This window comes from Marinimicrobium agarilyticum DSM 16975 (genome assembly GCF_000423345.1).
In the GTDB taxonomy this organism is placed as follows: domain Bacteria; phylum Pseudomonadota; class Gammaproteobacteria; order Pseudomonadales; family Cellvibrionaceae; genus Marinimicrobium; species Marinimicrobium agarilyticum.
In genome coordinates this window covers 14,392-39,614 of sequence record NZ_AUHU01000017.1, presented here as the reverse complement: position 1 = coordinate 39,614, position 25,223 = coordinate 14,392, and the positions used below count along the sequence as shown (strand labels likewise).

Below are 25,223 nucleotides of genomic sequence, written 5' to 3'. Positions count from 1 at the left end.
GGATGAAAGCAAACCTTCCCACCCTGTGCTAGGTTAAAAACAGCACGTAACCATGGCGTCCGGAGATGCCACTGAGAGACGATATTGTCCAGTTTTGCGAGAATGTTTGGGAGTCAACCAGGTTATGTCGTTGCGTTCATTGAATATTGGCCCTCGCCTTGCGGCGGGCTTTGGTGTGGTCATCCTGTTGATGCTGGGCCTGGGCGGGGTGGCTTTGTACGAACTCGAAAGCATGCAGGCGGAAACCACCGAAATTGCTGACCGCTGGTTGCCCGGCGTTCGCTCTGCGGGGGATCTGGGGACATCGATGATGCGCTACCGTGTTTTTGCTTTGCGCGTCGCCGCAGACGCGAATCCGGCGGCAGTCAGCGCCAATGTTGAACGTCTTGAAGATGTCAAAGACTCCGTTGAAGAGGCGCAGGCTCGGTTTGAAGACAATATCGCCTCGCCGGAAGAGCGGGCCGCTTACGAGCGTTTCCTCCTTGCTCAAGGGGACTACTTTCGCGGGGCGGACGATATCGTCCGGCTGGCACGCGCCGGGGATTTCCAAAGTGCCATGGAGATCGTCAACCAGCGCCTCGGTCCCATCGCCGATGAAATGGCTGCCGTTCTGCTGGAGCTGGCGGAGATCAACCAGGCAGGCGCCCAGGTCGCCTCGGATACGGCGGATGCCGTGTATGAGCAGGGGCGTATACTGGCCATCGGCGTGATGGCCGTCGCTGTCATACTGGCCTGCCTACTGGCGCTTTGGATGACCGCAAGCATTGTCAGCCCCCTGAATCAGGCGCTGACGGCGGCCGAATCTGTGGCCGCCGGCGATCTCAGCCAGACAATCGAGGTGGAGGGCAAGGACGAACCGGCCCGCCTGCTCGACTCCCTGGCACTGATGCAGGAAAATCTGCGCAGCGCCATCAGCCAGATTTCCAACTCGTCCACCCAATTGGCGTCGGCCACCGAGGAGTTGAGTTCAGTGGCGGAGGAATCCTCCCGCAGCCTGCAGGAACAGACTGATGAAATCCAACAGGCCGCCAGCGCGGTGACCGAAATGACAGCGGCGATTGAAGAAGTCGCACGCAACGCCTCCGAAACCTCAGGTTTCTCCGCGGACTCCGCCAAGGCGGCCCGTGAAGGGCGTGCCCAGGTCATTGAGTCCCGGGATTACGTCAAGTACATGACCGACGAGCTGGGTAAGACTTCCGAGCTGGTGGACGGTCTGGACGAGCAGGCTCGGGATATTGGCAAGGTGATGGATGTAATTATTGCCATCGCCGAGCAGACCAATTTGCTGGCCTTGAACGCTGCCATCGAGGCCGCCCGTGCCGGCGAGGCGGGCCGCGGTTTTGCCGTAGTCGCCGACGAGGTCAGAGCGCTTGCGCATCGGACTCAGAGCTCCACTAAAGAAATTGAGGAAATTATCCGCAACATACAGACCGGCACGGACACGGCCGTCTCCTCCATGCAGACCAGCCGGGAGGGCGCCCTCAAATCGCTGGACGTGGCCAAGGCGGCCGGTCAGGCGCTGGAGCGCATCAGCCAAGGCATTGACGATATCAACGAGCGCAACCAGGTCATTGCCAGCGCCGCCGAAGAGCAGGCCAGCGTGGCACGGGAGGTGGACCGCAACCTGGTGAAAATCAGCGATATTGCCACCCAGTCCGCTGCCGGTGCCAATCAGACCAGTGCCTCGGCCGAGGAGCTCTCCAAGCTGGCCGTGGAGCTCAATACCCTGGTCAGTCGCTTCCAGCTTTAAGTTTCTCGCCTACCGCTCTTCTCTGCTCCCGGGCTTCGGGAGCGGAGTCCCTCCGCTGTTTTTCTCTCGCTCTGAATCCAAACACAGGGTTACCCGCGTCATAGTGAGTAAGCCAGCGTGGTGCTGGATCGTCTACACTACAATGCCTGAGGGAATTACCATGAACCACAGAATACTGATGAATAGGTTCCGGCTTGCCGGATTAATGCTGCTGACGGCCGGACTTGCGCTGGGGGCTCTGCCCGCCATGGCCGAGGTTGCCGAATGGCAGCAACATATGCCGGGCAGTATTCCCGGCGGGGATGCCGCTGCCATTGCGATTCCCATTGTCGGAATCTTGATGGTATTCGGGGCACCCGCCTTGACGGTGATTCTGGTGGCACTGTTCGTGTTCCGTCACCGCGAGCGGCGCCAACAGCTATTGAACGAACGGATTCAAAAGTTTCTGGAAAGCGGGCAGCCGGTTCCGGAAAACCTGATGGCGGACTCGGAGCCTGTCGCCACGCCGGAACGCCATCTGAACCAGGGCCTGATTTGTCTGGGTGCGGGGATCGGTTTCACGGTTTTTCTGACCCTCATGAACGGCTTTGCCATCGGTAGCCTTGGGTTAATTCTGATCGGCGTCGGTCTTGCCAAAGTACTGATCTGGAAACTGTCGGCGGACAAGGCCGGTCAATGAGTCCCGGCCAAGACCCTCTCTCCGACGCGGGCCTGATCGCCCGCGTGATCACCCAGCGGGACCCGCACGCTTTCCGTCAGCTGGTTCTGCGGCACCAGTCCGCTGTGCGACGCTGGGCAAGGCGCTTGAGTCGGGGTAACGAGGCAGCCGCTGATGACTTGGCTCAGGACGTCTTTATTCGAGTGTATCGCGCCTTGCCGACCTATCGCGGAGAGGCGCGTTTTTCCACCTGGCTGTATCGGATTACGTTCAATACGGCGGTCAGTCAGAAGCGTCTGGCGCGGGAGCAATGGCAGATGGTGAATCTGGAAGAGGCCGAACCAGAGCTGGACCATAGTGAACAGCCCTTGCAAGCGACCGAGGTTCGGCGCGACCTGGAGGCTGCGATGGCCGCGCTGAGTGACCCTCAACAATGGGCGTTGCGGCTGAACCTGGAAGAGGGCCTCAGCCATCAGGAAGTGGCGGAGGTTATGGGCCTCCCTCTGGGGACGGTCAAAACTCACATATTGCGCGGCAAGCGGGCCCTTCAGGCCCGATTATCACCCTGGCAGGAGACTCAACCATGACTTCTCTCTCTGATGACCGTGAACTGGAGCACAGGCTGGCCCGGGAGCTCCAGCAGGCAGCGGAGTACATTGACGACGATGGTTTCACGGACCAGGTCATGTTGCAGTTACCGACTGAGCCGGCCCGTCGGCCCAGGGCCTTGTGGCTCTGGTCGCTACTGATGATCGCCCTGCTCGCAGGGGCCGGGGCCTGGTTGATCATCCCGGTTCAGCCTCTGACCACTCACCTGACCGTGGTTCTGATGGAGATGCCTCTGCTCGCCTGGTTGCAGATCGGGTTGGGGTTGTCTGTGCTGGCGGTGACCGGTACCGGTTACTGGGTCTGGCGGGAGGTGGCACCTTAGTGGGTAGTGTGGTTCGCGAGCGGGGGAGTCGTGTTCTGGGGAATGCCTGAACGGAGAAAAGTCGCTTGGTGAACACCGGCTTACGCGTTAGAATTGGCGCCACTCCTCGGGGAGGTGATAAACCTGAGACGCTCTGGGCGACCAGAGTGGACCCGTTGAACCTGATCCGGTTAATGCCGGCGTAGGGATAGGAAGAGGAACCGCACCGCCCGCCCGGGCTCGCCCACGGTCGCCATTGGCCAAGACCAATAACCGGGCCAAGAACAATAAGGGTTCCGACAGACTCCCGCTCGCATACCGGGTCTCCACTGATTGAAAGACTGGAGACTCAACGATGAACCCGCTTCAAACGAACCGCTTTTCTCGAACGCTGCTCAGTGCCGCTCTTATGTCCGTGGGTACCCTGGCCCAGACGACCGCAATGGCACAAGCCTCCGCCAAGCCGACTTTGCCGGAAGTGACTGAAGAAATCCTGGTCACTGCCGATTTCCGCCAGGCCGAGCTGTTTGATTTTGCCACCAGTGCCACCGTGATTGATGCGCGTACCATCGAACAGCGCAGCGCCCAACATCTTGAGCAGGTACTGAACACCGCACCGAACGTCAACTTTTCCACGGGCGCTTCGCGCGGCCGCTTTTTCCAGATTCGCGGTATCGGCGAACGCAGTCAGTTTGTCGAGCCCATCAACCCCTCGGTGGGGCTGATTGTCGACGGCATTGATTTGACCGGCATCGGTGGCGCGGCCACCACATTGGATATCCAGCAGATCGAAATCCTGCGAGGCCCCCAGGGCACTCTCTATGGGGCCAACGCCATGGCCGGGTTGATCAATATGGTCTCCGGCGAACCGACCGAGCAGTTCTACGGCGAGGCGTCTCTGGGGCTGGCCGAATACAACACCCAGACCGCCAGCGGCGTCTGGAGCGGCCCGGTCTCCGAAACCCTGGGCTACCGCTTTGCCGTCGGTTCCACCACCAGCGATGGTTATCAGGAAAACGCCTACCTTGGTATTGATGACAATGCCAACATCGACGAGCAGACCCTTCGGGGCAAACTGCAATGGCAACCGAACGAGCGTACCAACTGGGATTTCACCGCCCTCTATGTGGACGTCGACAATGGCTACGACGGGTTTTCTCTCGACAATACCCGCACGACGTTGTCGGACCAGCCCGGTCACGACCGCCAGGAAACTCTGGCGGGCTCCGTGCGGCTGCAGTGGCAGGCGAGCGAGGCCTATGACCTGATCGGCTTGTTGAGCCACGCCAGCTCCGATCTGGAGTACGGCTATGATGAAGACTGGAGTTACGAAGAAATATGCGTGGACTTCAGTTGCGTCGTTGAGGATAAGGTTTCTTACCCTTACAAGTCGACGGACAACTACCTCCGAGACAACCAGAACACCAGTCTGGACCTTCGTCTTGTTTCCAACAATGCCGACGACGAGCTGGGGTGGGTGACTGGCGTCTATTACCGTGATCAAAGCGAAGACTTGCGCCGTGAGCAAACCTATTTGGACGGCGATTTTCTGAGTGAGTTTGATACCGCCAGTCGAGCGCTTTACGGTCAACTGGACATCCCGCTCGCAGACCGCTGGGGCCTCACCTCTGGCCTGCGCTACGAAACCCGCGATGCCGACTATGTGGATAGCGACGAGGCGGCATTCTCCCCCTCCGAAAATATGTGGGGCGGCAAATTGGCGCTGGAATACCGGGACAGTGCCGATAATCTCTGGTACGGCCTGGCTTCACGCGGCTTTAAAGCCGGCGGCTTCAATAGCAGTCAGACCTTGCCGTCGGAAGATCGGGAGTTCTCCACCGAGACGCTGTGGAATTACGAGCTGGGTTGGAAAGGCGAAGGCTTTGATGGCGCCTTGCAGACTCGCATCGCGCTATTCTATCAAGACCGGGACGATATCCAGACCAAACAATCACGCGTGGATCCCGAGGATGACGGAACCTGCCCATGCCGTTTTACCGACTTCACCACCAATGCGGCCTCCGGCAGCGCCGCCGGTTTGGAGCTGGAAACTAACGCCCGGCTCAATTCGGTGGTTGAAGTGTTCGCCAGCTTGGGCCTGCTCGATAGCGAGTTTGACGATTTCCAGAGTTTCATTCACGTCGGAGCCAACGAAGACGAGCCTGATGAGCCGGTGGATTTGAGTGGCCATGATTTGCCGCATGCGCCCAGTTACCAGTTTGCGGTAGGCGCCATGTTTAACTTGACTGAGCACTGGTACGCTCGGGTAGAGGTGGAAGGGAAAGATGCGTTCTACTTCTCCAGCCGCCACGAGGCGCAGTCGGATTCGTATGAGTTGCTGAATGCCCGCGTTGGGTATCGCACGGATGCCTGGGAGGTGGCTCTCTGGGGTAGAAACCTGACCGATGAGCTCTACCAGACCCGAGGCTTCGGCGCCTTCGGCAACGACCCCCGCAACGGTTATGCCACCGAGCCCTATTACCAGTTCGGCGAACCTCGTGTTGTGGGGGTGGATTTGACCTTGCGCTTCTAGTGTAGTGTGGGGGCGTCGTTGTCAGAAACCTTGGACCAGGACACGCCGTAAACCCATCCCTGGGGGCTCGAATCGCGGGTCCCCCGCTCCACGGTCCTGGTCCAAGGTTTCTGACAACGACTTAGCATCACGTTCTTGGTCCGACATCGCCCAGAAAGCGGTGCAACTTGAATTTGATAAACACTCCTGAACGTCCGGCGAAGAGTCGATCCGGTGCACTGACCCAAGACCGTGGAGCGCGGGACACGCGATTCGAGCCCCCAGGGATGGGTTTACGGCGTGTCTTGGGTCAGTGCACCGGATCGGCTCGCCCCCAAACTTAATCAAAAAGGTTCAACCCCTATGAAACTCTCCATAGAAATCAGCATGTATCCCTTTAACGGCGACTACATCCCGCCGATCAAAGGCTTCATCGACTGGCTCAACCAACAGGACGGCCTCAAAATCCAGACCGTCCCCACCTGCACCATCATCACCGGCGACTACGACCGCGTCATGGACGTGCTTCGGGATGGCCTCAAATACAGCTATGAACACTTTGGCAAAGCCGTCTTCGTCACCAAATTCCTACCCAACTACGAAGCCCTGAACTGAAATGGAAGAGGTCGCCCAGCAAATCGCCAATACCTGGTCCCAATGGCTCGGCTGGGAACTCGTCGCCGTGATACTCGCCATCGGCTACATCGTACTGGCCGTTCGACAAAACCCCCTGTGCTGGTACTGCGGCTTCGCCAGTACCGCCATCTACACCGTGCTCTACTGGAACGTCAGTCTGCTCATGGAGTCCGGCCTCAACGTCTATTACATGGCCATGGCCGTGTACGGCTGGTTGCAGTGGCGCCACGGCGGCAAAGGTGATACCGAATTGCCCGTGCAAACCTGGCCCTGGCAAAAACACCTACTGGTGATTGGGGGTGTGCTGCTGATCAGCGCCGCTTCGGGCACCTGGCTGACCTATTTCAGCGAGGCCGCCTGGCCTTATGTGGACTCGTTCACCACCTGGGCCGCTGTGGTCACCACCTTCATGGTCGCGCGCAAGGTCCTTGAGAACTGGCCCTACTGGATGGTCATCAACAGCACCGCCATCGTTGTGCTTATAGATCGGGAAATGTACCTCACCGCGCTGCTCCTGGTCAGCTACCTGGTAATTTCGGTATTTGGGTGGATCAACTGGTACCGGGACTATCGCAGCCTTGACGTTGAGCAGACGGAGGTCGCCCGTGCTTGAGGCGCCCGGTGCGCTGGAGCAAGCGCTCGATACCTGGCCGGACTGGGGGATGGGCCTTAAGGATCGGCCGAGGGTTATAGCCCCGGTCCCGGGCGGGCGAACCAATCGCAGTTATCAACTCCACGCCCCCGGGTTGCCCTATGAGTTGTTATTGCGGCTGAACAACCCCCGGGGAGAATCCTTGGGCATTCAGCGCGAGCATGAAGAGCGAATACTGGAAACCGTCGCGGCGGCGGGCATCACGCGCGGTGCCGGCTATTGGTCGCCGGATTATTGTTTCACCGTCTTTCGTCATATCGACGCCCGCACCTGGAATGCCAGCGACCTGGAGAATCCCTACCAGCGACGCCGACTGTTGGAAATGCTTGCGCGGGTGCATCAGCTTGAACCGGAAACCCCGCGGCGGCGTTATCAAGACTATCTCAGTCACTACTGGCACCAGCTAGAGGCGGCTGGAGCGATTGAGCAGAAATTGGCCCAGGGTTGGAATGACTTCTGGCCCCGCCTGGTCGCGTTTGATCGCTCGGGCTGGGAGCCGGTCTTGACCCATCACGATCTGATTCCTGAAAACATTCTGGAAAGTGATGAGCGTTTATACCTGATTGACTGGGAGTACGCGGCCGTGGGACATCCCGACATTGATCGCTGGTGCCTTGATCCCAGCCTGGTGGTAGACCCGTTCGTGCACGAGCTGGCCCAGTGGACCAATGACCTATGGGAAAGAGTCGTTGCGTTGAATTCAGACGGTGCCGATCAGTGAACTGGGAAGAACGCCGGTCCAGCGTTTGAAGGCGCGGCGCAGGTTGCGCCCATCGTGAAAATGCAATCGTTGGGCTACCTCCTCCAGTGACAAGCCCTGTCGGGTCAGCCACTCGATGGCCAGTTGTTGGCGGACCTGGTCATAGCGCGCCTGAAAATGGGTGTGGTGTCTCTGGAAGCGGCGTTTCAATGTTGCCGTGCTCACGCCCAGATGAATCGCCAACTTCTCCATGCTGGGGGATTGGTCGATCGTTTCTATCAGGTGCTGATCCACATAGGCCACGAACCCCTTGAGTTTCGCGCTTTCTCTCTGGGTCGCCTGGTGAATGGCGGAGGCTGCCGCGCTGGCTGACGCTCTGGGCCAGGGCGCAAGCAAACTTTCGCGATCAATCCACATGTAGCACGAGAGGCTGTTCGCCCGAACATTCGGCCCCCAATGAACGTCGTACTGCTCGGGGTAATTCAGTGGCCCCGGCAGGACGTAGTGCCAGGCAAAAGAACGTTCGCCCAGCCATTGGCAGAAGGAGGTGACGGCGGTCATCATTAAAGCGTTCAGAAAATCCGCATTGGTTTCCCCACCGCAGGCGCTGGCCCAGTAAAGGCGGGCACCGTCCCCTCCCATCTCAAGGCGAGGCCACCATAGAGGACTGAGCGAACTGGCAAAGCGTTCGAGCGTGCGCAGCGCCTTTAACAGGTTTTCTGCGTTGGTCCAGGCTGCGCCGGAGGCGCCATAGTTTCCGGGATACAGTCGGTGGCCGGTGAGAAACGGCAGCTCCGCCGGCCCCAGGCGCGTGGCGTTCTCAATCAATCGGAAGCAGTGCGCCGGTTGCAGGAGGCGTTCGCCGCGCTGAACATCCTCCAAAAATATACCGGTGCCGCGCAGCAGCTTTTCGGGATCAATATCCCTATCAAGACAGGTTTCGATCAGCGCCGCCGGCAAGCGGTGAATCGGTACGGCTGGTGTGTCAATATCGTACAGGGCCATAATCGGTCAGGCAGCCTGTCGCGGCGCCTGCGCCTCCTTCGCCTGCAGCAATGAATGGGTTGCCACCGTCAGCAACTGCTCCCGCGCGGTCGGCGGGTTCAGTGCCAGACCGACGCTGGCGGTATGAAACAGGGACTCCCCCTGAGCGGTTTTGTAGGCAAAGTGTTGGACCGCGTTGGCGAGCTGCTGGGCTTGCTCGCGCGCAAGCAGTTGCCCCGTGCTGGGCATCAGGATGGCGAAGCGGTCCCCGGCGTAGCGGCACAAGAGGTCGCACCGGCGAAGGTTCAACAGAAGCAGTTCGCTGAGCTCACGTAGCAGACGGTCACACTCTTTACTGCCGTACTGACGGTTGGTCACCGAAAAGTGATCAATATCCAGCAGCAGTAACGCAAAAGGCTGGCCTTCCCGCTCGGCCCGCTCGGTCATCAACGGCAACTGTTGCTGTAGGTACCGGGCATCGCCCAGCCCCGTGAGCTGGTCTTGCAGCCGGTATTCCCGGTAAAACTGTTCGCGCTTGCGCTCGCGTAGATTAAACGCACGCTGCTCCCGCTGCCAGTGAAACAGGCCCACAGTGAGCAGGATCAGCCCGCAGGGCGTCAGTGTCGACTCCAGCCCACCGCGGAAGAAGTGCCCTTCCGGCAGGGCAACCACTTCATCCACAACGTCCTGGAAGGTTCCCAAAAACAGCAGCCCCAACCCCAACGCCAGCCAATTGGTCACCGCTCCGGCGGGGCGATTGTTGAGAGTAAACAGCCACCAGACCAATGCCATCAGCGTGACACTGCCTTCACCCAGGATGTCCAGCCAGTCGATATCGCCCCACGTTTTGACCGTCCCCATTATCAGAGTGGCAATCAGTATCAGGTTCAACGTCAGGAGCGTCGACAACAGTTTCCATCGATGTAGCGCAAGCATGAGTCGGGCTCCATAGGAAAAATAATGTTAGGCACTCATTACCAGAGAAATGTAACCCTTTTGTGACAGCCGGGCTTTTTTCAGGAACCGCCGGGTAAAAATGGTAAGGGGCAAAAAGGATCAGGCTATTTTTTAAGGCGGGGCCAAAGCGCCCTCATGTTCGGCGCCGACAGCGCTGTGGGGCGCCCTATCCACTTTGGTACTGCCGGTGGCAGGGGGGCATATCGGCTCAAAAGGACCTTGATCTTCCGATAATGCCGGGCGCCCCCGGTCATCTGTCATCGCGCTGTCATCTGTCCCCCCTAGCGTGCCTGTCGACTTGCTACAGAAGTGACGTCAGGTCACGACATTCATTGGGGGATAGAATTGTGAAAGCTTTGACCAACCGTATAGGTAAACGCCGTCTGCTCGCGACAGCCATCGCGACCCTGGCCAGTGGTGCGGCTTGGGCCGATGGCCAAGTGACTGGGCAACTGGTTTCCGACAGCACTGGTGCGCCGCTTCAGGGCGCCCAGGTTCGAATCGAAGCGCTGAACCTGAACGCGGTGACGGGGCGCGACGGCCGCTTTTATCTGCGCGATGTGGACGCAGGGGAGTATCTGCTGGAAGTGAACTATCTTGGCTCCAACGTTCAGCGCGAGAAAATTCAGGTGGAAGATGACCAGACTCTGGTTCGCAACCTGCGGCTTTCCGACGGCGCGATGGAAACCTTGGTGATTCGAGGCCAGGCCGGTAGCCTGAACAAATCGTTGAACCTTCAACGCACGGCCGACAATATTGTCAGCGCCGTTTCCTCCAACGCCATTGGCCAGTTCCCGGACACTAACGTGTCCGAGGCGCTGCAACGTCTTCCGGGACTTTCCATCGAACGTGACCAAGGGGAAGGGCGCTACGTTCGCATTCGCGGCATGGGTCCGGACTACAACGCCGTGACCGTCAACGGCGTCAGCCTGCCGTCGCCCGACAGCGGTCGTCGTGCCGTTGCCCTGGATGTGATTCCGTCGGATCTGCTCGAAACCCTCGTGGTGTCCAAAACCGTAACGCCGGATATGGACGCCAATGCCCTGGGGGGTAGCATCGATATTCGAAGTCTTTCAGCGTTTGATCGCGACGGCGCTTTTTACCGGGTTACCGCCGAAGGCAGCTACAACGATCTGACCGAAGAAACCAGTCCGAAATTTGCGGTAACGGGTAGCAACCAGTTCAGCGTGGGCGAGGGCAGAGACAATTTTGGTGTGGCGTTGGGCGGAAGTTGGCAGGACCGTAGCTTCGGTTCGCACAACGTCGAAACCGGCGGCGCCTGGGACTTTGAGGACGGTGCGTCGCTTGAAGAGGCCGAGCAACGCCTGTACCGAATTACTCGCGAGCGCTCCGGTCTAACCCTCAACCTGGATTACAAACCCAGCGATAGCACCGACCTGTACTGGCGAACCCTGTACAGCGAATTTACCGACTCTGAAATTCGCCTGGCCAATGTCATTGAGTTTGAAGAGGCGACGGCCGAGGGCGCTGCCGGTGTGGTGAAGGTGGAGCGCGAACTGAAAGACCGCGAGGAAACCCAGGAAATCCTCTCCACTTCTCTGGGCGGTTCCACCCGGCTTGACCAATGGACGGTGGACTACCAGGTGGCGCTGTCCGAATCCAGCGAAAACGAGCCGGTCCATATTGCCGGAGCGGTTTTCTCAGGCGCTGACGCGTTTGATGCGGTGAGTTACAGCGGTACCCGCAAACCCCTGTTCAGTGCGCCTTCAGACTATTACGCGCCCGAGTCGTATGAATTGGATGAGGTGGAAGTGGCCAGCTCGGGTACGGAGGATGAATCCGAGTCTTTCAGGCTGGACTTTAGCCGCGATGGCCGGCTGGGTCAGAACCCGGTGCAGCTGAAATTCGGGATGAAGCACATGGACCGGCACAAAACCGATGATGTCACCATCTGGGTCTATGAAGACTTTGAAGAGGCGGGGGCGACCGGCGATGCTTTGTTGCTGACTGGCTATGCGGGTGAGGAGCCGGATTACAATCTGGGCCGGCTCGGCGCTCACATTGACACCGCCCCGGTCTGGGAAACCATTGCCCCGCTCTCTGCCGACGATTATTTTTCGGAAGAAGACTCGCGTATTGAAGATTTCGACATCCAGGAAACGGTCAGTGCCGCTTACCTGATGGGGCGCATTGATGTCGGTAATTTGCGGGTTCTGGGGGGCGTTCGGTATGAAGAGACCGAGTTCGAGGCGAGCGGTTCGCGCTTGAGCGATGGCGACTTCTCCGATACCGAAGCGGCAAACGAATACGACCATGTATTGCCCTCGTTGCAAATGCGCTACCTGATCAGTGACAAAACCCAGGTGCGTGCGGCCTGGACCAACACTCTTGTGCGCCCTATTTTCGAACAACTGGCACCGAACTACATCATCGATGAAGACGAAGCCGAGTTCGGCAACCCGGCCCTGGAGCCGTTGGAGTCTTCCAACATCGACGTCGGCATTGAGCACTACATGGGCTACGCCAGCATGGTGTCCGCCTACGTCTTCTACAAGGACATTGACCACTTCATCTACCAGACCGATCTGGCGGGGCAGGGCGAGTACGCGGACTTCGACGAGGCGGTCACCTTCGCCAACGGCGATGCGGCGGAGCTGCGCGGTGTGGAGCTGGCCTTTACCAAACGTTTCAACCAACTGCCGACGCCGTTTAACGGCTTCCTCATCGGCGCCAATGGCACCTTCACCGATTCCGACGCCACCCTGAGCTATAGCGATGACGGTGACACCGCCCAGCGCGATACCGTCCTGCCGAGCCAGTCCGAATGGACCGGAAATTTTAGTCTTGGTTACGAAGCGGATCAGTTCAGTGTGCGCCTGGCCGCCAACTACAAATCCGAATACCTGTTAGAGGTGACCGACCCTTCGGATGAACAGTATGACGTGTTCGTCGATGAGCAGGTGCAACTGGATCTTTCGGCCCGCTACTTCATTACCGAGGGTATTCAACTGGTGTTTGAAGCGGTGAACCTGACCGACGAGCCCTACTACGCCTACGTCAATCAACCGGCCTATAACGCCCAGTACGAAGAGTACGGCATGACCTGGAAACTGGGCCTGAACATCACCAACTTCTAAGAGCGAAAACCATGCGAACACTGATAGCGTTATTGTTGGGGGCCGGCCTCATGGTCGGCCTGTCGAGCGCCGCGACGGCCCAATCCCTCGAACCGTTGCCGGAGCCCCTCACGGGCTCCACTCTGGCGCCGGTGGTGAATGGCAAACAACGCCTGCAAGGCTGGTGGCAGCTGGACGACAATCTGCGTTTCCTGAATACCGATTTCAACGAGCAATACCGTTCGGACGTCGAGGCCGAAGGCGTGGCGATGTTGCGCGAGCCCGACGGCCAACTACTGTTGGCGAGTGTGCTGGGGGCGGAACAGAAACCGACCTTGATGCGTTGGAACGCTCGCACCAATACCCTGGAAACCGTCAGCCAGGTAAGCTCGCCGGATTTCGTGGCGGAGACCTTGTGCCTGCAGCGGGACCCGGAAGGCAATGTTTACCTGTTCTTGATAGATGAGCGTGGCAGCGCCAGTCAGTGGTGGCTGCGCGATAGCGAAGGCAACCCGGCAAACCACAAGGTGCGTGACATGGCCATCGCCCCCAATGGCACCGCCTGTGCCGCCGACGCCCGCAGCAACCTGTTCCTCGCGGAGGAGGGGCTCGGCCTGTGGCAGTACCCCTCTAACCCGGAGGCGGCGCCGGGGCGCTCGCTGGTGGACGTCACCCCGCCCTTTGGAACCTTGGCCGAAGGCGCCGAAGCATTGGCCCTTGTAGGGCAAACGTTAGTGGCCATCGATATCGAGCATCGCCGCCCTCGGCTCTATACCCCGACCGATGGAGGTTGGAACGTGTGGCCTCTGGACGACGGCGGTGCGTTGGCGACGCTGGCCGAACCGGAACAACTCTACGCCTGGCGCGACGGCGAACAACTGCAACTGGTCCTGCGGGACGATGACAGCGGCCGCCACTACCGCCTGTCATTGGCGCTGCCGGAGGGCTTCCCACGTCAATACCTTTCCGACGCGGCCCCGCAAAAAAGCGTGCCGACAGTGAAACCGGTGGCCCAGACCGAAGCGGTTGCCCGCTTTGGGGATGCCGCCGATGATCCCGCCATCTGGGTGCATCCGTCGAACCCGTCGGCCAGTCGCGTGCTGGGCACCGACAAGAAGCTCGGGCTGGATGTGTTCGATATGGAGGGCCGGCGCGTTCAGCATCTGTCCGTGGGGCGGGTGAACAACGTCGACCTGCGCTATGGTTTTGAATGGGGCAACGGCACGGACGACATCGCGGTCGCTACCCAGCGCGACCACAATACCCTTTCGGTCTATCGCATCAACGCGCAGAGCGGCGAGGTCAGCCATCAGGCGGAGCTTCCGACGGGTTTAGAGGAAATCTACGGTATCTGTCTCTATCAGAGCCCCAAGGGCGCAACTTACGCCATCGCCAATGGCAAGAGCGGCCGGTTCGAACAGCACCGGTTGTTTGTTCGCAACGGAGAGATTCAGTCAGAAGTGGCCCGTCATTTCGCGGTGGACACCCAGCCGGAAGGCTGTGTGGCCGACGACAAACGCGGCCAGCTGTATATTGGTGAGGAGGATCACGGGCTCTGGACCCTGCCAGCGGAGCCGGAGACTGGCTCGGAATTGGCCGCCATTATCGAAGTGGGCGATGTGGTCGTGGCCGACCTTGAGGGCGTGGCCCTTTATCCCGAAAATGATGCGCGCTACCTGGTGCTGTCCAGCCAGGGGGATCACAGCTATGTCATACTGGACGCCGAAGCGCCGTACAAAGTACGAGGCAAGTTTCGGGTGGCGGCCGATGCCAAAACTGGTATAGATGGTGCTTCCGAAACCGACGGGCTGGAAACCACCGCCCGCCCGCTTGGAGCCGCGTTTCCGAAAGGCATGCTGGTGGTGCAAGACGGCCACAATGTGATGCCCGAAGCGCCCCAGAACTTCAAGTACATCCCCTGGACCGATATTGCAGAGGCTTTGAATCTCGATGACTGACGTACTCAACACATCCGGCTCGATTGATGTCGATGACTTCCCGGTCAACCCCAGTGGCAACCGGGACCTGAACCGGGTCGGTCACTCGCGCCGGCAGGTGTTGAAGGGTGGGCTGGGGCTGCTGGCCGGTCCTTTTGCCGCCTCCACGTTGCTCAGCGCCTGTTCGACCGCCGACGAGAAGCCTGCGGCCTTTCGGGACAGCCCGCGCCCGGCCATTGGCTTCCAGCCCGTGCCCGTGGCGGGTGACCCCGAATACGATCGGGTGGGCGTGCCGGAAGGCTACACCGCCCGGGCCTTTTTCAGTTGGGGTGACCCGGTGGAGCAAGGCGCGCCGGAATGGGACCCCAGCGCCGCGCAAGGCTGGGAAGCCCAGGCGCTGCAGTCCGGCCAGAACCACGACGGCATGCACTTTTTCCCGTTTCCGGACGCGCCCAATGAGCACGGCCTGTTGGCGATCAACCACGAGTACATCAACGCGACGATTCACCCCAATGGCCCCACGGTGACCGAGGGCGCTGAGGGTCGCAGCGAACGCCCACTGGACGAGGTGCGCAAGGAACAGGCGGGCCACGGCCTGAGCATTATCGAAGTCCGCAAGGGCAACGACGGCCAGTGGCAGAGGGTGTATCCCTCCCGCTACAACCGACGCCTGACCGGCTATACCCCCATGGCCATCAGCGGCCCCTGCGCCGGAGCCGACGCCATGAAAACGGCGGACGACCCGGCGGGGCGGGAAATACTCGGTACGCTGAACAACTGCTCCATGGGGGTGACTCCCTGGGGCACCTACCTCATGGCCGAGGAAAACTGGAAAAACTACTTCGTCAATCGCGACCCGGCGGACCACGCCCGGCGGCGCGAACACCACCGCTATGGAATTTCCGCCGGTCCTAACAGCCACTACAACTATTGGGAGTCCGCCGATCCGCGTTTTGACGCCACGCCCCGGGCAAACCAGCCACACGGTGGTTACGTCAATGAACCCAATCGCTTTGGGTGGGTGGTGGAAGTGGATCCTTTCGACCCGGACTCCAAACCCGTAAAACGCACCGCGCTGGGGCGAATCGTGCGCGAGGGCTGCACCTGCGTACAACACCCGGACGGCAGCCTGGCGTTTTACTCCGGCGACGACACGCGGGGCGAATACGTCTACAAGTTTGTACCGGAAGGCCGTTTTAACCCCAGCAACCCGAAGGCCAACCGCGACCTGTTGGACAAAGGCACCGTCTATGTGGCGGTCTATCACGAAGACGGTACCGGCCAATGGCGCCCACTGGTATGGGGCCAGCCGGGCCTGACCGACGCCGATGGTTTCCGCGACCAGGCCGATGTGCTGGTCAACCTGCGCGGCGCCGCCGACGCCGTCGGTGCCACACCCATGGACCGTCCCGAATGGATCGCCGTCAACCCCTACACGCGCGACGGCTACGTCACCCTGACCAACAACGTCGAGCGCGGCGTGGACCCGGACCAGCCGGTCGGTGCCGCCAACCCGCGCCCCGTCAACCACCACGGCCAAATACTGCGCTGGCGGGAAAATGAACGGCACCCACACGCCACCCGCTTTCAATGGGAACTGTTCCTGCTGGCGGGCGAACACCCCCCGGCGGACGAATCCTGGAAAACCGACCACCAGTACGGCACCATTCTGGGCGACATCTTCGCCAGTCCCGACGGCCTCTGGTTCGATCCGGATGGGCGCTTGTGGATCCAGACCGACTTCAGCGACGGCAAAAACGTGTACGACGCCATGGGCACCAACCAGATGCTCTGCGCCGACCCGGTCACCCGGCAAGTACGCCGTTTCCTCACCGGCCCCGTCGGCTGCGAAATCACCGGCATCACCGCCACCCCGGACGGCAAAACCCTCTGGATCAACGTCCAACACCCCACGCTCAGCTACCCCGCCAGCGACGGCAAAACCCGCCCCCGCTCCACCACCGTCCTTATCACCAAAAACGACGGCGGCGTGATCGGCACCTGACCCTCCAGAGGAGGCGCCATGGGTGCCTCCTCTTGCCACTTCCGGCTTAAGCGTCAACAATACCCACTGAGGCCGACGTGCTTAAACACGTCGGCCTTAGTAACGTACTGAAAATAAAGAAAATTATTGATCGGGGACGGAGATATACGTCGTGCCGACGTGTTTACTTGCGTCACCTTGACGTTGAATATACTGTTATGTGTCAATCGAGTATTAATCATGGAATTTAAAACGATACCGATTTTACGGATCTTCGACGAGGACAAAGCCAAGGAGTTCTACAGCGGGTTTCTTGGTATGGATGTCGATTGGGAGCATCGCTTTGAGGAAGGTTTCCCTCTATATATGCAAGTTTCGAAGGGCAATCTTGTGTTCCATCTAAGTGAACACTCCGGGGACTGCACACCTGGAAGCAAGGTACTCGTCAACGTGCCTGATCTTGATCGGCTTTTTGGGGATATATCCTCACGGCCATACAAGTACAATAAGCCTGAAATTGAGCAGGCTCCTTGGGGCGGTCGCTGCTTTACCGTTACAGACCCTTTCTCAAATAAGGTTCTCTTTAATGAGCAGAAAAACACATAACCAAGCCATTAAGTTCGCGCACTTCGCGCGCCGGACCTCGTTTCACTCGGCCGCTTATGGCGGGCGTTAAAAGTCGAGGGACTGGAAGATGATCGATTGGGTGAATGTTAGATCCTCTGCAATAAGAAAGATTGGCTATGACGCTTCCACAAATCGCATGTATATCGACTTTGAGGACAGCGATCCGTACTACAGTTTCTGCCGTGTGCCGGAGCAGGTATTCCGAGAATTTATAAATGCTCGCTCTGTGGGGCGGCACTATCACCAATACATTAAAGATAGATATGACTGTTAACGGAAGACCAAGTTTTAACAAGGCCAGGCACGCGACGCCTACTGCATTGCGGCTTCGCCTCCATTTCGTAGCCGCGCATGCTGGCTGGCGTTAAATTTATTTCGAGTGCACACACTAATGGAAGTTGAAAACGGGATACCAGTTTGCTTGCCTCGCCGAAAGAAGTCCGTCAAGGATCTTTTTCTAAATAGAGCGTCGACTGGATCCGTAATAAGTTATCCTGAGATATATAGAATTTTCGAGGATGATAAATCAGAGTTAATTAGTGAGTTAACTTGGAGGGGCTGCGTTTGGGAGACTGTCGAAGAAGTATGCAGTGAAATTTCTACGCTACGTGGCGCGATTTATTATTCAATGCTATCCAATAGGAACGGGGTTCCTGAAGACGTATTCTGGTCAGCATTCGGCATTAATCGAAAAGAGGAATATGAAGAAGATACTGGAAATTTCTTGCCTGGCCTCTTTGAAGAATTAACGCTCGACCAAAAAAAATCTATTGCGAACTATGAACGATCCAGAGTCTACCGACATTATAACAAATACCATAGAAACAAAATTTAACAAGTCAATTAACTACGCGCTGAACTTACACCACTTTCACGGACAGTAACTTACTGTTCAACCTAAGTGGTGATAATATGGGATTAACACGGAAAAACCAGTACGACAGCTATACCTTGGCTTACAAGGTTCACGCGGTCAAGATGACCCGGAAGAAAGGCGTTAGAGCTGTAGATGTCGCCACGTCTCTGGGTATCCACCCCGTCATGCTGTACCGGTGGCGGCAGGAGTTCAAGGAGGGCCGCCTCTCGGAGAACAAGCACATGCGCAAGAAAGCCAGTCCTCCTGAGCGCCGTCCCGAAGACGCGCAGGCACTGAAAGCCGCTGAACGCAAAATCAAGGAGCTAGAGAGACGACTGTCCGCCAAGGAAGAAGAGGTGATTATCCTAAAAAAGGCAAAGCGGTTCTTCTCGGATCTGCGCAAACGCGATACGCGTTCATAGAGAAGAACCGCCACCAGCACAAAGTGGTTCACCTTTGTCGACACCTGGGTGTCTCTCCCAGCGGTTTCTATGACTGGCAAGACCGGGGCCTGAGTGCCAGAGCATTGGAAGATGCGGCGTTGGTCGAGGCCATCAAGGTCGTCCATGTGGGCCACAAACGCAACTACGGTGCCCCTCGCGTTCATAAAGCTTTGAAAAATCAGAACCTTAGCTGCAGCAAGCGCAGGGTGAACCGTCTGATGAAAGCAAACGGCATTCAGTCTACCTATCATGCATCAAGGCCAGGCAGGCGAAGCGGCGGTTACGCTGAAGTTGCAGACAACGTCCTGGCTGAATCTCCCAAGGCGACCGCACCGGGTCAACAGTGGGCAGGCGACATGACGTACCTGAAAACAGCACAAGGCCCAATCTACATGGCAGCCGTCCTGGACCTGTTCAACCGAGAAGTCATCGGCTGGGGCTTCTCCCGGGCTCATGACGCGGACCTGATTACCGGTGCGCTTGAAATGTCCCTGGCGCTGCAGGAGAATGACTCGGGTTGTTTGTTCCACAGTGATCAGGGCTCGGAATACCGATCGGATATCTATCAAGACACGCTCAGAAAGTCCGACCTGATCAGTAGCATGAGCCGAGCGGGAACGCCGACGGACAATGCCTTCGTCGAGTCGTTCTTCGGGACATTAAAGAACGAGTTGGTGCACCAGATGACATTCAGCTCTTACGTCGAGTGTGCGGCCAGAGTCATTGACTATGTGGCGTTTTACAACGAGGATCGCCTGCACTCTTCATTGGGGTATGTATCGCCAAAAGCCTATCAACGGGTGGCGTCATAGTGTCCGTGAAAGTGGTGCAAGTTCACCACTACAAAGCCGCGCGTGTCGGCGGCGTTACGTGTAAAACCAAGGCATTTCGATGAAATCAAGAATAAAGGAATTTGATCAACATCTTTGGCACGATATAGAAGACGAAGAGAAAGCCGAAGAGTATCTTGATGAATGCTTGCCCATCATAGGTGAGGTCATCATGTATTTTAACGGCCTTGAAAGTGCGCTTAACTCAGTTCTTTGTGAGTGGTTTACGGATAGAACGGATTCGACGGGTTTAGTTGTGATGGGGAGCATGGCATATTCATCAAAAGTAGATCTATTTAAGAGGTTGTGCGATGACTTTCATTGGGGCATGCGAGCTTCAACGGTTGGATACCAAAATATTATCACCAATTTAAATGAAAGCTCTAGACTTCGAAACATGGTCGCTCACGCGAATTGGGAGAGCATGGATGAAGAAGGTTACACCTTTGTAAAGCTAAAAATATCTAGGCAAGGGCTGAAGCAAGAGTATATCCAGTTTACTCGCGAATCCCTTATCAGAATAGTGGAGCTAATAATTAGCACTAGACATGAACTTTATGATTTTTGGGAAAATAGAAATGACCTGCTCTACGGTCGAGTGTAAAACACGTAACAAAGCCAGTCAGCAGGACCTCGCTTCGCTCGGCCTCTGCTGGCGGCGTTAGGAGCCCAATATGTATCGCATGAAAATCTGGGGTCTTGGCTATTCTCCAATGATATTGGGCATTATTATCTCAATCTTTGCTGGTGTTGGAATTGGTCAAGTGGTTATGGTTGCTTCTATTATTACTGTCCCTGTTGCCATAAAAATGGAGCAGTCCATTTTGGAAGTTCAAGGGGTCAACTATGAGAATGGAAGCCCCGCAGGAAATTTTCTGGCGAAGATTTTGGGAGCTATATTTATATGTGGTGCACTCTGGCTGTTTGGCGCAATGGTGATAAATATAGTGAGGCTAAATGCTTAAATTTGGTAGCATCAGTCGGCACCTAACCAGCCAAGGCAGTGGGACATATTTTTGCTTCGCTGCGCTCAAAACGCAAAAACATGCCCATGCTTAGGGGCGTTAGCGATTCAGGAGTTTCCGGTGGATAAAATGGGTTGGCAGATATTATTGGGATTGAAGTTGGCAGCCCTAGCTTTGGGCATCGTGCTGCTCTTCTGCCTCCCTGGGAAATTGAAGCCGCAGTTCGTTCATTTTCAGAAATGGCGAGAAAGGGGTTTGTAACTGCTGCATTTTTAATACTAGCTATTGGTTTTGCTAGTTTAGTTCGAAATTTGTTGGTGGTTTTTATAAAGAAGGGACGTTGGGTCCATTTTTACCACCCAGGACCTGAGCACTTGTTGGTGGCGATATACACAATCTCGGTTCCTCTAGTCTATGTTGTTGGAGCGTGGGTTCTTATTCCTGCATATGCAATCACTATTCTTTTGGTGATATTTATAGTTCTCGCATATGTAGCGGACGAAAGGAAGCGCGACGAGACTAGTCGCTAACAAGCCAAGGCAGCGGGACATATTTTTGCTTCGCTGCGCTCAAAACGCAAAAATATGCCCCTGCTTGGGGACGTTAAATGTCCAAGTTACCCATAAAAAGTAGACACCCTGTATAGTTATATTAGTCCTATATGGAGGTGTCCAGAATGGCACGTAAAAAGCACCAACATTACACTGAAGAGTTCCGCAAAGAGGCCATAAAACGGTCTGAAAAGCCAGGCGTCACCCAAGCCCAGGTAGCCAAGGAACTGGGTATCAGCGCCCAACAGATCTCGAACTGGAAAAGGCAGTTCAACCGCCTATCTGATAAGCAGTTCAACTCAGTAGAAGGCGTGGACTATTCCAAGCAGGAGAGCGAGGAGCTGCGTAAGCTCAAAAGGGAGAATAAGCGCCTGAGAGAGGAGATGGAATTCCTAAAAAAGGTTTCTGCGTACTTCGCGAAAGACCAAGAGTGAAGTACGCGCTCATACTAGACCACGTGAGTCAATACAGCGTCAACTTGATGTGCGACGTTCTGGGTGTGCATCGGTCAGGGTTCTATCGGTGGCGAGATGCTCCAAAAAGTCAGCGAGAGACCCGTAAGGAAAAGGTTGCATCACTGGTTAAAGATACTTATGAAGCGTTTGAGGCGGCCTACGGCGCGCCTCGAATCACCCAGGAGCTCAATGCCCTCGGACATAAGTGCTCGGTCAACTATATCGCCCGGATCATGCAGGAGCGGGGCATATTGGCCCGCAATGGCAAGGCCTTCAACTATGGTGGCCACGCCTTAACGATGCACAATGTAGCCGACAATCTATTGTGGCGAGACTTCTCGACGGACCGTCCCAATCAGAAGTGGGTAACCGATATAACCTACGTGTGGGTTCGAAAAGAGTGGCTCTATCTGGCAACGGTCATGGATCTGTATTCGCGCAGGATCATTGGATGGAGCTTGGATACGAGCATGACGGAGCGGCTGATTACACAGGCGATGCAGATGGCCATTGATGCTCGAGGTACAGCGCCGGGGTTGATCGTTCATTCTGATCGCGGCACGCAGTATCGCTCTAATAGCTACGTGAGCTTCCTGGAGAAGCACGAGATCACACGGAGTATGAGCAGGAAGGGAAACTGTTGGGACAATGCAGCAATGGAGTCTTTCTTTGCTCGGCTTAAAGTAGAGCTGATCTACGCTAAATGCTACCAGTCGATCGAGGAAGCAAAATCCGGTATATTCGGCTATATTGAGATCTTTTATAACCGCAAGAGAAGGCATTCTGCAAACGACGGGTTAAGCCCCGTTGAGTTTGAAGAGACGGCAGCTTTTGCTGCATAAGTAAGGTGTCTATTTTTTATGGGGAACACCATTGTGATGAGTATCAAATGAAATATTCGAAACTCTGGATAGTGATGGCGGCTCTGGCGGCAGTTGGAGGCTTGTTCTTCCTGGGCGTGGCGGCGATGTTTGGGTATGATTACATTGCTGAACCAGGTAACCCCCTGCGCCACGAAGCTCTACAGGGGGTGGCTCTTGCAATCTTCATGGCGGCACCATTTTGGTTGGCCATCTCCGCCACATTATGGCCAGTGAGAGCTAAAATGCCACTGTCATTATACGTCTGCGCAAATGGCATTACGGCCGTAATATGTGTATTGATCTTTGCGGCATTTATGTACCCACTAATTATGATAGCGCTAGGGAAGTGAAGGCAACTAACAAGCGACTGTGATCCCAGATCAACCCCTGCAGACTAAAGCGTCGGTGACGGGAGTGTTGTGGGTGAGCGCATGATTAAAGAGTACGAAGAAAACGGATATCTTGTTCTTGAAGGTTTCGTCGGAGAGAGCGAGCTTCAAAAGTTGCGGGAAGTAGCCGTCCAATTCCATCAATCGTGGAAGCAGGGAAGTGCGCGGCTCTACAATGAGGGGGCTGTAAACTCTGCATACTTGACCGCTAAAAAGCACCTGAAAGATTCCGAGAGAGAATTGCTATTCAAGTTTATAGGCTCAGTTAAGCTGATGGGCGTTGTGAGTTCTATCATGGGCGGCCGCCCGGCCTTTATGAATACTCAGTTGTTTTTTGACCCCGTGAATGAAGGCCAGAGAAGCTATTGGCACAGAGATCCACAGTACCATATGTCCATTGACGAGCAAAAGCAGTCGCTGCTCGGACCAAACGTTGTTCACTTTCGGGTTCCGTTGGTCGATGAGCCGGGTGTGGAGTTGGTGCCTGGCACCCATAGACGCTGGGATAGTGGCGAGGAACTGGACGTGCGTTTGGAACAGAATGGTCGTAAGAATTACGAAGACCTATCGTCTGGCGTAAACGTCAAACTGAATGCCGGTGATCTTCTGGTATTTGACGCGGGTATGATTCATCGGGGAATATACGGCATGGGTCGTCTGTCCCTGGACATTCTGTTCTGCGATTCCGTTCCGAAGCTGGTGAAGTTCGTCGATGACAGCTGTTTACCAAACTCCGACATGTTGACGAAGCTCGAAGACGCCAGTGCGTTTTCGAGAGCGGTTGAGATAAAATTCCGTAATAGATTTATGGAAGCGAAAAGCGTGTGATGGCGACGTTACAGAAAAGTTTCATTTTACGGAAAGCTGAACCAAAAGACGCGGAAGCGATTGGAAAGGTTCGGGTCGCTGCTTGGAGGGCGGCGTATCGAGAGTTTATGCCCGCAAATTTTCTCGGTGCGCTGGATCCCGCCGACAACCTGTCAGACTTAAAAAATCGATTGTCTAACCAGAACGTTGACTTTACTGTGTCCGTTGCGGAAGAGCGAGATGACGTCGTCGCGTTTTCCATAGTCGGTAAGCCTCGCTATGAGACGGATGCGGAAACATTGGAGCTGTGGGCTGTCAATGTTCTACCTGAATGTTGGAGAACTGGAATTGGTTCCGGTCTTGTTGAACGGGCAATCAACTACTCTTCCCGCGCAGGCTTTAAAAGCACCGAGTTATGGTGTATCAAGGGCAATACTCCGGCGCAAGAAGCGTATAAAAAGCTTGGCTTTGTCGAATCGGGCCAGGAAAGGTCAACGTCGAAACTCGCAGGTATTGTGTTGCATGAGCTGCACTATGTTAAAACGCTCTAGTAAAGAAATGCGACGGACATTTTTTTGTCGCCGCCGTTGAAGCGAAAGTACGCCCGGGTTGGGGTGTTGGGTGGATCTAAAAATGGACGTTTTTGAGAAGATTGAAGAATTGGAGCTGGAGCTGGGTGGTCTTTGCGCCCGAAGGAATTCTGAGCGCATTACCGAACTGCCGGTGCCGTTTTTCAGGCCGGGCTGATCCATGGGGGGGGTATCAAAGAGACGTTAGATCACGCTCGCCTTTGGTTGCAGAAAGAAAACGCGGTGTCTATCTGGTCTGGTCAGATTTATGAGTGCCAAATCCAGCACGGTTGTTCTGTTTGGTCTTTGTGCCATACTGAGGTTACATTTCTCGACTATGGAGGTTCTCATGTCGAACCATCACACCTACAAGAAGCTCGAAATTGTTGGCTCTTCACCGAACAGCATTGAAGAGGCCATCAATAATGGCTTGGCCGAGTGCAGTAAAAGCGTGAAAAATATCGAGTGGTTTGAGGTGGTTGAAACCCGTGGCCACGTCGAAAACGGGGCGGTCGGCCACTATCAGGTGGTCATAAAAGTTGGCTTCCGAATCGAAGGAAGCTGATCGGAACCTGGAGCCCAACCCGTTGGGCCTCATAACGGTGACGTTTGAGTGATGAAGGTGAGCACTTGATGGCGTTTTCGGTGACTTCCGAGTGGATCGTGGTTTTGGTCACGACCCTTGTGGTGTCTCTGGTGATAATTTTTCACTATGAGGTGATCCAACTTCTGAACCGTTGGCACAGCCATCGGCACCGGCGCTTTGGACGCAATCACCGGACACGCCCCATTGTCTTGATGACGATGTTTGTGCTGCTTCTCGCCCACGTTGTGGAGATCTGGTTGTTTGGTTTGGCGTTCTGGGGGTTGTCGGCTCAGGCTGGTTACGGCGTCATTCATGGCTATAGCCGATTGGGCCTGCTTGACTGTGTGTATTTTTCTGTGGCGAACTACACGACGGTCGGGTGGGGTGACTTGACAGCCGCCGGTGACATCCGGTTTCTGGCGGGGACTGAAGCGCTCGTGGGGTTTATGATGATTACCTGGTCAGCTTCCTTCAGCTACCTCGTCATGAATCGCGCCTGGGGAAGCGACAATGACTGATTCATTG

Annotated in this window: 27 protein-coding genes and 1 riboswitch; of the genes, 25 read left to right on the top strand and 2 right to left on the bottom strand. The window is 56.3% G+C overall.

The features are described from left to right. The first annotated feature begins 124 nt into the window (after positions 1 to 124). The 8 genes from G547_RS0115175 to G547_RS0115140 all read left to right on the top strand — a co-directional run bounded on the left by G547_RS0115175 (position 125) and on the right by G547_RS0115140 (position 7,839). A complete protein-coding gene (locus tag G547_RS0115175; protein ID WP_027330584.1) occupies positions 125 to 1,750 on the top strand; it encodes a methyl-accepting chemotaxis protein in 1,626 nt (541 codons plus the stop codon). 160 nt (positions 1,751 to 1,910) lie between these two features. After that, the gene (locus tag G547_RS0115170) at positions 1,911 to 2,429 is read left to right on the top strand and encodes a DUF6249 domain-containing protein (RefSeq protein ID WP_157209902.1); all 519 of its coding nucleotides are present in this window, start codon (positions 1,911 to 1,913) and stop codon (positions 2,427 to 2,429) included. Beyond that, positions 2,426 to 2,995, top strand: a complete 570-nt coding sequence (locus G547_RS0115165) for an RNA polymerase sigma factor (protein WP_027330582.1) — start codon at positions 2,426 to 2,428, stop codon at positions 2,993 to 2,995. The genes G547_RS0115170 and G547_RS0115165 overlap by 4 nt, the downstream gene beginning before the upstream one ends. After that, positions 2,992 to 3,339: a hypothetical protein gene (locus tag G547_RS0115160; RefSeq protein ID WP_027330581.1), complete on the top strand. Its 348-nt coding sequence runs from the start codon at positions 2,992 to 2,994 to the stop codon at positions 3,337 to 3,339. The genes G547_RS0115165 and G547_RS0115160 overlap by 4 nt, the downstream gene beginning before the upstream one ends. 97 nt (positions 3,340 to 3,436) lie before the next feature. Continuing rightward, positions 3,437 to 3,545, top strand: a riboswitch (TPP riboswitch). A 128-nt stretch (positions 3,546 to 3,673) separates the two neighbouring features. Then, entirely contained in the window at positions 3,674 to 5,851 is a 2,178-nt protein-coding gene (locus tag G547_RS21740) for a TonB-dependent receptor (RefSeq protein WP_036189007.1), read from the top strand. A gap of 342 nt (positions 5,852 to 6,193) precedes the next feature. After that, complete coding sequence (locus tag G547_RS0115150; RefSeq protein WP_027330580.1) at positions 6,194 to 6,445, top strand: YkoF family thiamine/hydroxymethylpyrimidine-binding protein; 252 nt, start codon at positions 6,194 to 6,196, stop codon at positions 6,443 to 6,445. A 1-nt stretch (position 6,446) separates the two neighbouring features. Further along, on the top strand, positions 6,447 to 7,079 hold the full coding sequence (gene pnuC, locus G547_RS0115145) for a nicotinamide riboside transporter PnuC (RefSeq protein WP_027330579.1): 633 nt from the start codon (positions 6,447 to 6,449) through the stop codon (positions 7,077 to 7,079). Then, positions 7,072 to 7,839, top strand: a complete 768-nt coding sequence (locus G547_RS0115140) for a choline/ethanolamine kinase family protein (protein ID WP_027330578.1) — start codon at positions 7,072 to 7,074, stop codon at positions 7,837 to 7,839. The genes pnuC and G547_RS0115140 overlap by 8 nt, the downstream gene beginning before the upstream one ends. Here G547_RS0115140 and G547_RS0115135 read toward each other — a convergent pair. Continuing rightward, positions 7,819 to 8,823 (bottom strand): AraC family transcriptional regulator, encoded by a 1,005-nt coding sequence (locus tag G547_RS0115135; RefSeq protein ID WP_027330577.1) that lies wholly within the window; start codon positions 8,821 to 8,823, stop codon positions 7,819 to 7,821. The two genes, G547_RS0115140 and G547_RS0115135, sit on opposite strands and share 21 nt — an antisense overlap. A gap of 6 nt (positions 8,824 to 8,829) precedes the next feature. Then, positions 8,830 to 9,738 carry a GGDEF domain-containing protein gene (locus G547_RS0115130; RefSeq protein WP_027330576.1) on the bottom strand — a complete coding sequence of 303 codons (909 nt, stop codon included), beginning with the start codon at positions 9,736 to 9,738 and terminating at the stop codon, positions 8,830 to 8,832. Positions 9,739 to 10,106: 368 nt separating this feature from the next. Between G547_RS0115130 and G547_RS0115125 the strand changes: the two genes are divergently transcribed. From G547_RS0115125 to G547_RS23865, 17 genes are all read left to right on the top strand, one after another. Continuing rightward, complete coding sequence (locus tag G547_RS0115125) at positions 10,107 to 12,857, top strand: TonB-dependent receptor (protein WP_245573495.1); 2,751 nt, start codon at positions 10,107 to 10,109, stop codon at positions 12,855 to 12,857. Between the two features lie 11 nt (positions 12,858 to 12,868). Further along, positions 12,869 to 14,794 carry a phytase gene (locus G547_RS0115120; protein WP_027330574.1) on the top strand — a complete coding sequence of 642 codons (1,926 nt, stop codon included), beginning with the start codon at positions 12,869 to 12,871 and terminating at the stop codon, positions 14,792 to 14,794. Continuing rightward, positions 14,787 to 16,778 carry a PhoX family protein gene (locus G547_RS0115115; protein WP_027330573.1) on the top strand — a complete coding sequence of 664 codons (1,992 nt, stop codon included), beginning with the start codon at positions 14,787 to 14,789 and terminating at the stop codon, positions 16,776 to 16,778. The genes G547_RS0115120 and G547_RS0115115 overlap by 8 nt, the downstream gene beginning before the upstream one ends. 219 nt (positions 16,779 to 16,997) lie before the next feature. Next, a complete protein-coding gene (locus tag G547_RS0115110) occupies positions 16,998 to 17,363 on the top strand; it encodes a glyoxalase superfamily protein (protein ID WP_027330572.1) in 366 nt (121 codons plus the stop codon). Between the two features lie 88 nt (positions 17,364 to 17,451). Beyond that, positions 17,452 to 17,658 carry a KTSC domain-containing protein gene (locus G547_RS24080; RefSeq protein ID WP_084646073.1) on the top strand — a complete coding sequence of 69 codons (207 nt, stop codon included), beginning with the start codon at positions 17,452 to 17,454 and terminating at the stop codon, positions 17,656 to 17,658. Positions 17,659 to 18,296: 638 nt separating this feature from the next. Beyond that, on the top strand, positions 18,297 to 18,662 hold the full coding sequence (locus G547_RS0115105) for a transposase (protein ID WP_027330571.1): 366 nt from the start codon (positions 18,297 to 18,299) through the stop codon (positions 18,660 to 18,662). Continuing rightward, positions 18,659 to 19,495 (top strand): IS3 family transposase, encoded by an 837-nt coding sequence (locus tag G547_RS0115100; protein ID WP_245573497.1) that lies wholly within the window; start codon positions 18,659 to 18,661, stop codon positions 19,493 to 19,495. The genes G547_RS0115105 and G547_RS0115100 overlap by 4 nt, the downstream gene beginning before the upstream one ends. Positions 19,496 to 19,574: 79 nt before the next feature. After that, the gene (locus tag G547_RS0115095; protein WP_027330569.1) at positions 19,575 to 20,117 is read left to right on the top strand and encodes a hypothetical protein; all 543 of its coding nucleotides are present in this window, start codon (positions 19,575 to 19,577) and stop codon (positions 20,115 to 20,117) included. A 70-nt stretch (positions 20,118 to 20,187) separates the two neighbouring features. After that, positions 20,188 to 20,478, top strand: coding sequence for a hypothetical protein (locus tag G547_RS0115090; RefSeq protein ID WP_027330568.1), 291 nt, complete (start codon positions 20,188 to 20,190; stop codon positions 20,476 to 20,478). Positions 20,479 to 20,612: 134 nt separating this feature from the next. Beyond that, complete coding sequence (locus G547_RS23480; protein WP_157209901.1) at positions 20,613 to 21,008, top strand: hypothetical protein; 396 nt, start codon at positions 20,613 to 20,615, stop codon at positions 21,006 to 21,008. A gap of 146 nt (positions 21,009 to 21,154) precedes the next feature. Continuing rightward, a complete protein-coding gene (locus G547_RS0115080) occupies positions 21,155 to 21,463 on the top strand; it encodes a transposase (RefSeq protein WP_027330567.1) in 309 nt (102 codons plus the stop codon). Next, positions 21,460 to 22,326, top strand: a complete 867-nt coding sequence (locus tag G547_RS0115075; protein ID WP_027330566.1) for an IS3 family transposase — start codon at positions 21,460 to 21,462, stop codon at positions 22,324 to 22,326. The genes G547_RS0115080 and G547_RS0115075 overlap by 4 nt, the downstream gene beginning before the upstream one ends. 47 nt (positions 22,327 to 22,373) lie before the next feature. After that, positions 22,374 to 22,697 (top strand): hypothetical protein, encoded by a 324-nt coding sequence (locus tag G547_RS0115070; RefSeq protein ID WP_027330565.1) that lies wholly within the window; start codon positions 22,374 to 22,376, stop codon positions 22,695 to 22,697. Between the two features lie 81 nt (positions 22,698 to 22,778). Beyond that, on the top strand, positions 22,779 to 23,564 hold the full coding sequence (locus G547_RS0115065) for a phytanoyl-CoA dioxygenase family protein (RefSeq protein WP_027330564.1): 786 nt from the start codon (positions 22,779 to 22,781) through the stop codon (positions 23,562 to 23,564). Continuing rightward, the gene (locus G547_RS0115060; protein ID WP_027330563.1) at positions 23,564 to 24,094 is read left to right on the top strand and encodes a GNAT family N-acetyltransferase; all 531 of its coding nucleotides are present in this window, start codon (positions 23,564 to 23,566) and stop codon (positions 24,092 to 24,094) included. The genes G547_RS0115065 and G547_RS0115060 overlap by 1 nt, the downstream gene beginning before the upstream one ends. A 367-nt stretch (positions 24,095 to 24,461) precedes the next feature. Further along, entirely contained in the window at positions 24,462 to 24,677 is a 216-nt protein-coding gene (locus G547_RS0115050; RefSeq protein WP_027330562.1) for a dodecin, read from the top strand. A gap of 44 nt (positions 24,678 to 24,721) precedes the next feature. Next, positions 24,722 to 25,216, top strand: a complete 495-nt coding sequence (locus tag G547_RS23865) for an ion channel (protein ID WP_157209899.1) — start codon at positions 24,722 to 24,724, stop codon at positions 25,214 to 25,216. Positions 25,217 to 25,223: the final 7 nt, after the last annotated feature.